This is a genomic window from Flavobacterium sp. (genome assembly GCF_031422135.1).
GTDB lineage: Bacteria > Bacteroidota > Bacteroidia > Flavobacteriales > Flavobacteriaceae > Flavobacterium.
Map to the genome: position 1 here is coordinate 15,071 of NZ_JANOQD010000010.1, position 12,075 is coordinate 27,145.

Annotated in this window: 12 protein-coding genes; 1 reads left to right on the forward strand and 11 read right to left on the reverse strand. The window is 31.8% G+C overall.

Annotated elements, in window-relative coordinates; genetic code table 11:
• Positions 1-104: 104 nt before the first annotated feature.
• The 4 genes from RMO70_RS01960 to RMO70_RS01975 form a co-directional block, all read right to left on the reverse strand.
• Positions 105-1,163, reverse strand: a complete 1,059-nt coding sequence (locus RMO70_RS01960; protein WP_310554743.1) for a hypothetical protein — start codon at positions 1,161-1,163, stop codon at positions 105-107.
• Between the two features lie 32 nt (positions 1,164-1,195).
• A complete protein-coding gene (locus RMO70_RS01965; protein WP_310554744.1) occupies positions 1,196-1,900 on the reverse strand; it encodes a hypothetical protein in 705 nt (234 codons plus the stop codon).
• Positions 1,887-2,447 (reverse strand): RNA polymerase sigma factor, encoded by a 561-nt coding sequence (locus RMO70_RS01970; RefSeq protein ID WP_310554745.1) that lies wholly within the window; start codon positions 2,445-2,447, stop codon positions 1,887-1,889. The genes RMO70_RS01965 and RMO70_RS01970 overlap by 14 nt, the downstream gene beginning before the upstream one ends.
• A 152-nt stretch (positions 2,448-2,599) precedes the next feature.
• Positions 2,600-3,580 carry a polyprenyl synthetase family protein gene (locus RMO70_RS01975; protein WP_310554746.1) on the reverse strand — a complete coding sequence of 327 codons (981 nt, stop codon included), beginning with the start codon at positions 3,578-3,580 and terminating at the stop codon, positions 2,600-2,602.
• A 118-nt stretch (positions 3,581-3,698) separates the two neighbouring features.
• Between RMO70_RS01975 and RMO70_RS01980 the strand changes: the two genes are divergently transcribed.
• Positions 3,699-4,577, forward strand: a complete 879-nt coding sequence (locus RMO70_RS01980) for a hypothetical protein (RefSeq protein ID WP_310554747.1) — start codon at positions 3,699-3,701, stop codon at positions 4,575-4,577.
• A 65-nt stretch (positions 4,578-4,642) separates the two neighbouring features.
• Here RMO70_RS01980 and RMO70_RS01985 read toward each other — a convergent pair whose 3' ends face one another.
• The 7 genes from RMO70_RS01985 to RMO70_RS02015 form a co-directional block, all read right to left on the reverse strand.
• The gene (locus RMO70_RS01985; RefSeq protein ID WP_310554748.1) at positions 4,643-6,364 is read right to left on the reverse strand and encodes a phospholipase D-like domain-containing protein; all 1,722 of its coding nucleotides are present in this window, start codon (positions 6,362-6,364) and stop codon (positions 4,643-4,645) included.
• The gene (locus RMO70_RS01990) at positions 6,306-8,120 is read right to left on the reverse strand and encodes a DUF2272 domain-containing protein (protein ID WP_310554749.1); all 1,815 of its coding nucleotides are present in this window, start codon (positions 8,118-8,120) and stop codon (positions 6,306-6,308) included. The genes RMO70_RS01985 and RMO70_RS01990 overlap by 59 nt, the downstream gene beginning before the upstream one ends.
• A gap of 11 nt (positions 8,121-8,131) precedes the next feature.
• On the reverse strand, positions 8,132-9,808 hold the full coding sequence (locus RMO70_RS01995; protein WP_310554750.1) for a S8 family serine peptidase: 1,677 nt from the start codon (positions 9,806-9,808) through the stop codon (positions 8,132-8,134).
• A gap of 3 nt (positions 9,809-9,811) precedes the next feature.
• On the reverse strand, positions 9,812-10,306 hold the full coding sequence (locus RMO70_RS02000) for a hypothetical protein (RefSeq protein WP_310554751.1): 495 nt from the start codon (positions 10,304-10,306) through the stop codon (positions 9,812-9,814).
• A 6-nt stretch (positions 10,307-10,312) separates the two neighbouring features.
• Positions 10,313-10,855: a hypothetical protein gene (locus RMO70_RS02005; protein ID WP_310554752.1), complete on the reverse strand. Its 543-nt coding sequence runs from the start codon at positions 10,853-10,855 to the stop codon at positions 10,313-10,315.
• A 69-nt stretch (positions 10,856-10,924) separates the two neighbouring features.
• Positions 10,925-11,641, reverse strand: a complete 717-nt coding sequence (locus tag RMO70_RS02010) for a hypothetical protein (protein ID WP_310554753.1) — start codon at positions 11,639-11,641, stop codon at positions 10,925-10,927.
• 29 nt (positions 11,642-11,670) lie between these two features.
• Complete coding sequence (locus RMO70_RS02015) at positions 11,671-12,069, reverse strand: hypothetical protein (RefSeq protein ID WP_310554754.1); 399 nt, start codon at positions 12,067-12,069, stop codon at positions 11,671-11,673.
• Positions 12,070-12,075: the final 6 nt, after the last annotated feature.

Sequence of the window (12,075 nt, forward strand, 5' to 3'; positions counted from 1 at the left end):
TAATTACTACACAAATATTACGATTAAAATTATTTAGAGAAGATTATTCTAAATAAAAAGGCGATACATCAATGAAGCACTTTCCAAATTTAATAACTCAATAATTAATTAAAATCCCAACGAAGTCCTAGTGAGATATTGTTTTGATTGGTCACATTATTTTCAAACAAGGTGTTTAAATCGTATTTCAAATACAAACTAGTTTCGCTATACCCAATATAGGTACTTAATCCATAAACAAAATCACTGACATTATAATTCCCTTTAGATTTTGTTTCTACTGAATTACCAATTGCATCGTTGTATTTGGTAATTTGTTTCGTTTTAACATTAACTCCTGCAAAACCTCCTAATCCAAGACGAAAGCCTTTGTGAGAATTGAATATTTTTTCGTCATTTGCAATTTTAGTCTTAGAGAAATCAAGTTCAAAATGCACTGGAACTACAATGTTTACATTTCTAAATCGAGAATCTTTGAGATTAATAGCAGAGGTAGTCAAACTAGTAACATTTCCTACTGTTTGAAAATATCTGTTATCAGTCGCTCTTAAATTATTGTACATTACAGAAACTCCATATTTCATATGTGCTACATTATTGTTTTTTGCTAATCTGGTGTTGTAAGTAATTCCCCATTCGTAAAAATGTGAGCCCAAATACCTGAAATCTGAATTTGAAATTTTATCATCTGTAACTAAATTATTAATTCCTGTTGCAAATACAAATTGCGAAGTGGTTCTTTTTTCAGATTTGGTTTTACCTACAGAATCATTTTTATGAGTGTCATCTCCATAATAAATAGAGATATGTTTTCTTCGGTCTTTGTGTTTTTCTTCTGTATTGGCGAGCTTCCCTTCCACTTTCTGTTTGACCAATTCCGTTAGTTTGGCTTCTTCAAGAGCAATTTTGGTTTCAATAGCAATGGCACATTGTGTTGCCAATTCTAATTTTTTAGCATCAGCATCTTGATTAGAAATGGTTTTTTTATCAAGCTGAATATTAACTTCCTCAATTTGTACCTTTAAGGTTTCTTTTTCTTGTCTTGTGATTTTTTCGATAGTATTAGCAATTGTTCTTGCTTTGCTTTCAAATGTGTCTTGTGCGTAAATTTTGCTCACAAAAGAGCATAATACTAGGGCTAAGTAAATAATAAAATTTCTCATAATTTTTGATTTTAAATGTTGATTGATGATTGCTACTCCTGATTTCTACTTGCTAGAGATAGCCTAGCGTTGTCGTAGTTTTTGTTAATTGATTTAATTACTTTTTCTCTAAATGTAAGTTCAATTTCGCCGTCGACTTGCGAAAGTAACGCTTTGGGGTCTATTTTTAGCTTTGGTTTGGCTTGCTTTTCGGAAGTACCTAAAATATTCTCAACTGATACTATTGCGGTAGTCGAATTGATTTTAATTTCTATTTTTTCTTCTATTTTCAGATGACCTTCTTGTGCAATAAGCGGTGTATTTTCATTTTCTATCTTTACAAACTCTTGTATTCTTTCTTTTCTACTTTTTTCAATTCTTGTCTCTTTTGATTGTTGCGCTAGGACATTTACTTCTGTCTTATGGACTAATCCAACAGCTTTCTGGGTGGTTTTTTCCTGTTTTGGAAAAACTTCTGATTTTGATTCTACTTTTTCTACATCAATAGTTGTTTCAACTACTTTATTATTTAAGTTTATATCCGTTGCTGAATTTTCTTGGTTGTAAAAAAACAATCCTACCATAGTAAATCCTATAAAACTTGCGGCTATATAAAGCCATTTAAAATTTCTAGTTGATTTCTTTTCATCAGTAACAGAGAGAATTGCGTCAAGCCTATCCCAAGCTTGAGCAGAAGGCTGAATCTCTCTCAAATTCAGTTTTTCTTTTATCTGTTTTTCTAATTTATTCTGTTCCATTATCGTAATTTTTTAACTTGGCAATCTGGGTTTGCAACATTTTGCGTGCGTGAGACAATTGCGATTTTGATGTTCCTTCATTAATTCCTAACATTTGTGCTATTTCTTGATGTTTGAATCCCTCTATTGCATAAAGATTGAAAACCATTTTGTAGCCATCAGGCAAATTATCTATCAAAAACTGAATGTCTTCTATAGAGAATTGACTTTCGATATTGTTGAAACTTTCTTCAAAATAGGTTTCATCTTCAATAAATCGTACTTTTTTCTGGACTCTGATATAAGATATACATTCGTTTACCATAATCCGTCGTATCCAACCTTCAAAACTGCCTTTGCTTTCAAAATTTTTAAGATGAACAAATACTTTCATAAAAGCGGTAATCATAATATCTTCGGCTATCTGTAAATCTTTTATGTATTGTCGGCAAACACTTAACATTTTCCCAGAAAATTTAGAATATATCTTTTGTTGTGCGTAACGGTTATTATCTACCGCAGGCTGGATAAGTTCTTTTTCTTCTTGATGTAAGTTGATTACTTTCATATTCAGTTTCAATGGCAGAATTCAATTTTTAACATTTTTGAAATTCAATCGGACTTCTATTTACATAGACGAGAATAGTTATGAAATAGTTGCATGGTTATTAAAAGTATTTGATATTTCTAGCAAAAATGGTACTTCGTGAGCAAAAAAAATTATTTTTTTCTTTCAATTACATAGTTAACCATAAGAATTAACGATTCTTTGTAGGCAGAATTGGGGAAATCTTCAATTAACAAAAGTGCTTCTTGCTGAAATTGCAACATTTTGTTTTCGGCGTAAGCCAAGCCATTTTGATTTTTTACAAAAGCGATAACTTCCTTGACACGTTTTTTGTCTTTGTTGTGGTTTTTGACAGAATTAATAATCCAATCTTTGTCTTTTTTGGTGCAATTATTCAAAACGTGAATCAGAGGCAGTGTCATTTTTTGCTCTTTGATGTCTATTCCAGTTGGCTTGCCTATTGCTTCGTCTGAATAGTCAAACAAATCGTCTTTGATTTGGAAAGCCATTCCGATGAGTTCTCCAAATTTTCGCATTTTTTCAATTTGATCCAAATCGTTTGGATTTACAGAACAAGTTCCTAAAGCACAACAAGCGGCAATCAAAGTAGCTGTTTTTTGACGTATTATCTCGTAATAAATTTCTTCAGTAATGTCTAGTCTTCTTGCTTTTTCAATTTGAAGCAATTCCCCTTCGCTCATTTCTCGAACAGCAACAGATATAATTTTCAGTAAATCGAAATCGCCATTATCAATAGAAAGCAACAGTCCTTTTGAGAGTAGATAATCGCCTACTAGCACTGCAATTTTATTTTTCCAAAGCGCATTGATGGAGAAAAAACCGCGACGCCGATTGCTATCATCCACCACATCATCGTGCACTAAAGTTGCGGTATGAATAAGCTCAATTACCAGTGCTCCTCGATACGTTCGTTCCAAGACTTCGCCTTTAGAAACCATTTTTGCAATCAAGAAAACAAACATAGGTCGCATTTGTTTTCCTTTTCTGTTAACTATGTAGTAAGTAATTCTGTTAAGCAAAGCCACTTTGGAAGTCATTGATTGGTAGAACTTTTTTTCAAAAAGTTCCATTTCTTCAAGAATGGGTTTTTTTATTTGAGAAGTAATGTCCATTGGCTATACAAATATAATACTATTGAGTTGAATTAAAAAAAATTCACTTTTTTTAACTTTAGATTAAACCTTTTTGTTTTACTAATGTCTTATATAAAAACCCTTTAAATTTATATTTATGAAAACTAATTTTTTTATGCTAGCATTTGCTTTTTCAGTGGTACTGATTAGCTGTTCGAAAGATGATAATGACAATAATGCTACCGCATTTACATCTGAAGAAACGATTACTAATTCTAAAATTGATATGGAAAATGATGATTTGTCAAAAATTGTCGACGAACAACTAACAGTTCAAGATGGAATTGGTGCAAGAGTTGCCATTCCTAGTACATCTTTTTTACCAGTTGGCTGTGCCACTGTTGTAAGAAATCCTACAAGTGGTTTTCCTTCTGTTGGAGGAATAATTACTAAAACCATAACATTTGATACTGCTGGATGTACTATGCCTAACGGAAATATTTTAAAAGGGAAGATCATCATTTCTATTCCTTATCAACCTAATGCCACATCACATATTATTACATGTACCTTCGAAAATTTTTATCACAATCAAAGAAAAGTCGAAGGAACTAAGATTTTCACAAGAACAATGACTGTAGAAACTCCAAATTCGCCAAGTCATCCAATTTTATCAATGGAAATGAATCTTACAATTACTTTAGCAGACGGAAGAATATTGACTAGAAATGGAACCAGAACTACTGAAATTATTGCAGGTTATGATACTTCTGAATGGAACGATAATGTATATAGTGTAACAGGAAGCTGGCAGACTAGCTACCCAAACCTAAGTATAAAAACGACTACTATAACAAGTCCAATTATTTTAAAATTTAGCTGTATTGCTGATAATAAAAGTATTTTTTCTCAAGGTGTAATTACTTTTTCAAGAAATAACAGAATTGCTTCATTAAATTATGGTGATGGTAGTTGTGATAATTTAGCTACATTTAGCATAAATGGCAACTCTTATGAAATTATTTTGGGTAATTAATTATTAATTTTTTTTAATTTGAAAAGCGTCTTGAATACTCAAGACGCTTTTTTATTTAAAGGAATTTAAACTGCCATAGTATCATACAATTTTTTCCTTTTGCCTTTTAAAGTGGTTGATTTATAAAAAGTAGGCACCCAATCTTTAGAATCTGTAAACAAATGCAATGGATTTTTATTATTTGTTTGGGTCATTTTTTTTGCGATTTGACGTACATAATAATGGTTAAAAACCCTAACGAATTCTGTCAGATACATATCGGCTAGATCTTTATTTCCTTTTATAATTAGAGTGTTTTCGTCATTATTAGAAATACTATTGTCGCTAAAATTTGCTGAACCAATAATAACGATAGGATTTTCACTCATTGGATCAATCAACATAATTTTGTTATGAATAAAATTAGTACCGCTTTTAAACAGACTTCCCGCACTTGTTTCTTTTAACCAATCGAATAATGGTTCTTTAAAATAACCTCCATATACGATAACATTATCAAAATCTGTATTTAAAAGTGTGGTGTTTTTATCTTGTTTATCAATCAGTATATATTTCAATTGATCTGTTTGTCTTACAACTGCTTCTTTTATTAATTTATTGAATGAAAAGGGAAACATACCACAAATTAATGAATTGGAGTTATTTAGAAAATCTGAATACGTTTTAAGAATGTCTTTGCTTTTTCTAGGACTAAAAAAAACGGATGTTCCATTTGGTATTTCTTCCGATTTTAATTCTTTTTGAATTTCAGAAGTTTTATTTTTAATAATAGCCTGCTCAGGATCAGAATGAAGGCATTTCCAGTATTCAAAATATTTTTGAGCAATGTTTTCGTTTTTTATAATATGACCCGTATTGCATTGTCCAAAAATTCCTTTTTCGGTAATGTTAGTAGAACCTGTCCAAACCGCAATAGGTTTACTGTTTTTCAATAAAACAATAAATTTATTATGCGAAATGTTTACACCTTTACTTCTAGGAGTAATGATTGATGATGGAAGATTTGCTGTTAAAATAGCATGTTCATTTTTTTCTTTGTGACCTATTGAATCATAAACAATTTGAACATCAACATTTCTCTGCTCAAATGCTTTTTTGAAAGCTTCAAGTACTGGCGGATATTCAAATTCGTAAAGTGCTGCACGCAATTGATAGTTACTGTCTGTTGCAGATTCCACAAACCCAATTAAAGCTTCAAAAAGACCTCTGGACAACCATTGAAGTGCTTTCTGTTGTTCGTCAGGATTCATTTCACTTGGTTTTTTGTTTTTAAATTTGCTAGCATACGCATTGCTTCCAGCTACACCTCTATTAAAGTAGACTTCGTGTTCAACCAACTTGTTAGTTGGAGTATTTACTGTAATAGCACAACTTTTTCCATATTTAAGAAGTTTCGGTTTGCCAAAAACGGGGATAATTGTATAGATGTATTGATGTTTTTCTTTTACAGTAAAATCTTCCCATAAAAAAGATTGTATCGGTTGCTCGAATGTGGTGAACAATTGCCCATTCCCAATGTTAGATCCAGTTTCTTCAAAATACTTAAATCCTTTAAGAAAATATTTTTCACGCTCTGTTTTGTCTTCTCTTTCGATAGCAAAACCAAGTAATCCTTTTGTTTTATTAACATCCATATCAAACGACAACAGGCAGCAAGTTGTGCCGCATATTGCCGTTACCGTTAGGTCGTTTTGTGTGTTTCTAAATCTCATAACTATAGTTTTAAGATTAAAAATTAACTCTAGTTGATAATCTTGATGCTCCAGCGGAATTAGGATGAATCTCATCTCTCCAATATTGTGAACCATTTAGCAATCCTCGAAAATCGATAATTTGAGTTTGAAATTGATATCTTCTTTGAATAAATATTGCTTTTATACAGTTTAATAAATAATGAAATTTATCTAGAAGTCTGATTATAATATAGCATCTTAAAATTTCATCGTTTATATGTAATCGATCAAATACTGGTTTTATCCAAGGTCCGAGTGGCAAACTTACATTGACCAACGATGGTCTTACACCTAATTTATACAACGGATAATCGTAGGTATGCATATAAAATTTAGTATTTGGCGTTGAGTTTGAATTGACAATACTTCCAAATCCTAAATAATTTGTTGCTATTGTATTGAAAATTCGGTTTAAATTGGTTGTGTTGAAAAGTGCACTTTCAAATGCGCTAGTATTTAAATATCTTTTATATAAAATGCATTTTCTAAACAATTCATCTCCAGAAGCTGTGTTTCGCAAATCGTTTAGTTTAGATTGATCTGTGAAAAAGCTAGTACTAAAGCTAGTAATTCCAGGATTTAGTATTGCTCCAAGTTGTGGAAAAACATCATTACCTCCACCACTAAAATATATTCTATCGATTCTATAGTTACTGATGTATTGAACAAAGTTTGCTTTATCATTAAACATATCGCTAGTGGTTTCTCCAAATTTTGCCAAGTGCAAACTATTTAGATTCAAGCTTTGGTTTCTATCCGAAATGGTGTCGTACAAGTCTAGCACTCGAGGAATTGGATAATCAAGCCAAGAATCACCTTCAAAAATCACATTTAAAGTATTTGGGTTGTTTGCATTTCTTCTAAAAAGAAAAGCATTTGTAAAAAAAGGTTGGTGGAGCGATTCGTCTTCGCCTTCAGTAATTGATTCTGTTGTTCTTGGAGCGCAACCTGAACCTAATTTAATAATTCCAAAACAACTACCTGGGTTTCTTACGGTAGCTGGATTTAATATGGTATTGTTGTTATTTAAACGAATTCGCACTGAAGTAACGGTTCCTGCTCCTTTATTACCTCCTACAACAATTGCAAATTTTCGATTATTTTCGGTTACAATTTCTTTTACAACATCACAATGTGAAACACCGCGAACATCTTCTAAATTTCTTATGTTGTTGTTTGCATCTAGATAAAGCCTCGCCAATCCATTTAGAGTATGATTGCTCATTACTCCATTACCATTTTTTCTATTAAAACATAAAATATCGCCTACTTCTACTGCATTTGTATTATCAACCAACCAAACAGGTCTTGAAGTATCATTTTTTCTGGCATTGCTCAAAGCTTGAACCACATAAGTAATATGTCGCATACTAAATACAAAGCCGTCAGATTCCTCAACTCCAGCCGTTCTCATAGCCCAAGAAACAAAAGCCGCACTCCAAATTCCAATTGTAGGATGGCTTTGAGCTGAATGTAAAGCAGTACTTATTGGGTTAACATTTTGATATTCAGGCGGATTTGTTGTTATACCTCTTACACCTTTCCAATATTCTTCTAGATAATCTAGCATTCTAAAAGTTCTATCAGGGTTTCTATCACCTTCTAGTAGTTGTCTTCCTGTTTGTGCATCAATCCAATCTAATTCAGCTTGCCCTAAAATATAGGCAATTTGATTTCTAATTGCACACCAATCTTTAGTATTTGCTGGTCTGGGCGCGACTACTTGTTCATTTTGATTAAAATAATTTAAAGATTCGTATAAATTATTATTGGGTCTGTTTCTTCTATAATTTATAATATAATTTTCCATGATATTATTTTTTAGTTGATTATTTTGTTTGGATTTATATAACCATTTCCTGCTCTAAAAATTTCCAAATTATTATTAGGAAAAACTGCTGGATCACACGCCTTAAATAGTTTTTCTCGAATTTGTTTTATATTTAAATTTGGTTCTTTTTCAAGAATTTTAATAACTAATGAAGCTACAAAAGGTGCTGCCATACTACTTCCACTTTTTGAACACAACTTATTTGAAGCTCGAGTTTCTCTACTCGAGGAGGAACAAGATGATTTTATTTTAAATCCTGGAGCCAAAATTTCTGGTTTCATTCTGCCATCAACAGTGGGTCCAGAGCTACTGAATGGTAATATAGTTTTGTTATTATCTGTTTGATCATAAGCACCAACTACTATACTATATTTAGAATTGCAAATAGAGTTGGTGGTGTGCGTTTGATTTACTATTTGTGGTAAAAAAATCGATTGCCCGCTATCGTCTCTTTCTATATAACAATGGTATCTGCCTTTACTTACTTTTTTCCCAATGAGTTCAATGGTCCAATATTTTGAATTTAGTTTACCATTTACCAAAATATCTATTTGGTTTTTGTGCGTATTGGGTTCATTGCTTCTGTGCAAGCAAATGCCAACTTCTTGATTGTCTTTAACTATTATTTCATCTTGAAATGGAGTAGAAGACAATAATAATTTCTTATTATCATCATAAATATCCACACTCAAAATATCATCTCCTTCATACCATATTTCCATTTCGTTTGGTGTTCTGTCTTTTTTTTTGAACATCCACGGAATTTTAATTTTTCCATTGGTTTTAATGTCGCCATAAGTGTGTGCTTTTGCCTGATGGTAATTGCCTGTACTTTGTACTATTGCGGTACTATTTCTTGAAGTTAAGAGATTGTCAATAGCTTGTTCTACAAGGGTTTGTCCAGTATGTGCATCGCCGTGACCACCAAGACTCATATTAATTACCACTGGGCGATTTCCAGCTTCGTTTAAAATAAAATCTAGACCTTCGATTAGTTTTACGGAGTCTCCAAGTGATAAATTTGAACCATTAACCAGATTTGAACCCATATCAACAGCTATTATTGAGCAGTTTGGCGCGAAACTTTTGTTAGCTACACTTCCGTTTCCGCATGCAATGCCTAATACGTGGGTTCCGTGAGATCCTGTACCAAATAGATCAGATTTTCCGGGATGGTAGCCTATTTTTTTGAAAGGAAAATCATCGTCCAGTGCATCATTTAATTGATTTTGATTGATGAATTTTCCGTATCCAAACTTGTTGCCATCACTTTTTTCTGATTGAATCCAAATTTTTTCAAATCGGGTTTTTCCATTGTTTATAAAATCAGGATGTGTGAAATCGAATCCAAAATCGACTATTCCAAAAACCACTTTTGATGTTTGATTTTCGTTGATTACTGTTTTTGACTTGTATTTGTATCTTCTAACTTTTTCGTGCAAAAAATCGTCTGACGGAATAACTCTTGGCGCTTTTAAACTTTTCACTTCTGGACTGTCATAAACTTGGTTTAAAAATTTTCTTTTTATCCTACAACTTATTATATCTCCAAATTGCGAAATCACTTTGCAGTTTTTAGGATACAGTTTTGAATTTGACAACCGCATTAATAGTGAAAGTTCTTCTTCTTGGTTTCCGTAAAGTATTATTTTTAGTCGCGGATCCATTGTTTATGGTATTACAGGTTCTGGCTGTATTACTAAATTTGATAGTTTTCGTTCTAAATCAAAAATTGAACTTCTTAAAAACGAAATAGATAGTAAATTGAAAAAAGAAAAATCACCGTCATTACTTATTGCTTTAAAAAATTTATCTAAAATTCCACCGTCACTAGACATTTCAACCAGTTTTGATAAAATCTCTTGATCAACGATAGAAAGTTTATCCCTGTTTTTATCTAAATGTAACTTTTCGATTTCTTTTTTACGATCGGCTAAACTTGAAATTTCATTTTGTAATTGAAAATGTTTGATTTGCAAATCCAATTCTTTTGAAAGTTTTTGAGTTTCAACACTTCCAACTTTTAGAAAATTTTTCTGAAATTTATCATCTATAAGTTTTGATAAATTTTCAATACTATTTGCTTCTAATTGATCTGTTTTTTGATCTATTTTTTTGAGTGTTTTTAATATCTCATCCGCTTTAGTTGTGGTTATAGTTTCCATTGTGCTTTATTTTTTTGTTAATGGTTTTACCTCAGTAACAGTTGCAGGTTGTACATTACTTATTGCCTCTACTTTTCTCTCAAGTGCACCTAGTCTATCTATAACTTTTGGCAATTCAGCAATTATGGTATTAATACTATCTATTCCGGCTTTATTATCCTGAGAAGATTTCTTAATGGTTTCGATTTTTTCGGTAAGATCACCAATCGCTTTTTGACTGTCTCCTAGTTTTTTATTGAGCTTATCCAATTTTTCCAAAATAGGATCTGGTGCAGTTGTTGTTGGAGTTCCAGTCGTTGTTGGAATCGTTGGAGTTGTTGGAGTTGTTGAACCTCCTGTAGCTGTTCCAGTTGGAGCAGAATTTCTAGCAGGAATTACTTCCAATTCTTTTGCTTTATTTTCAATAAGTAAATAACTTATTATTGGATTTGCCGATATCATTCCTGCAATAAGTCCCGTTTTTTGAATTTCTTGAGGGTCTTTTATTCCATAATGTTCAGCTCTGCTGTTTGCTATAAAGTAACTCATAATTAGATTAAGTGGATTCATAGTTTCTTATATTTAATTGTTAAAAAATGAAATAATTGGGCAGCAATATTTCACTGCCCAAGTATTTTTTTATTTGTTCATCATAGTCATCATTAACACTAATGGCAGCATTTTACTACTATCATTATTGCTACCACCTTGACCCATTATTAAGACCAAAGGCAACATCATATTCATACTGTCTGATGATTTTCCTGAACCTGAATCCCCCATTGTAGTTAACATTGGCAATAATAATGACATCGTCATATCAACTTCTATTGGGTTTTTACCTTGAACAACACCAATAGTCGCTGGAACTGCGGGATTTCCACCTTCTGCAGCTTTTGCAGGATTAATTTGAAGATTTTCAACTTTCAATTTTGGCTGATTTAATAACGAACCCATCATGTTCATCATTTGCATATTTTTCAACACTTTAGTTTGATTGTCGTTCTTTTGAAGATCAATTTTTGCTAATTGTGTGTGTTTTGCATCTAATGAAACCAATGCTTTATTGGTAGCAATAGTGGTGGTTTTAAGTTCGTTTACATCTTTAGAAATGGTATCTAATGATTTTTTTAAGTCGCTTTTTGTAGCATAATCTGCTGAATTTCCACTCAAATTACCTCCAAAATTAGAACGCTGTCTAACCCCTGGACTCACAGAAGGGTTTATTCTTCTAGCAAATGGTCTTCTGTTTGATCTTGATTCATCAAAACTTTCCCCATAACTTTCTAGTAAATCTTCGTTTAATAAATCTTCATTTAATAAATCTTCGTCTAAATAACTTTCGTAATAGCTCATAACTTTAATTTTTAATTGTTAATATGTATTTAATTTTTATTGAAATAATGTTTATTGTATTTTAGTATAGCTGGTTGTACATACTTGTTGAACAGAATAAAATCGGGCACATTGTTTCCTGGTTTTCCAGTTCCAAAACATTCTGTACAATCTTTATTTTCTCCAAAACATTCAGTGCAAGCACCAATGGCTTTTGCGATGTCGTCGTTTTGTGATAATTCAAAATTTAGTTGCGCTTTTAATTCTTCTACGATGGCGAATAACTTTTGATTTATCCTTTTCATTTTTTTGATTTTCTCTTCCAATTCTAAATCAATAAAAGGAGTTTCTTCTATAGTCTCTTTTTTTTCCATCATAGGTTGCATCATCTCAAAATATTTTGCCATTTCTGGATTTTGCTCTTTCAACATTTGTATATACGCTTCCATAACTAT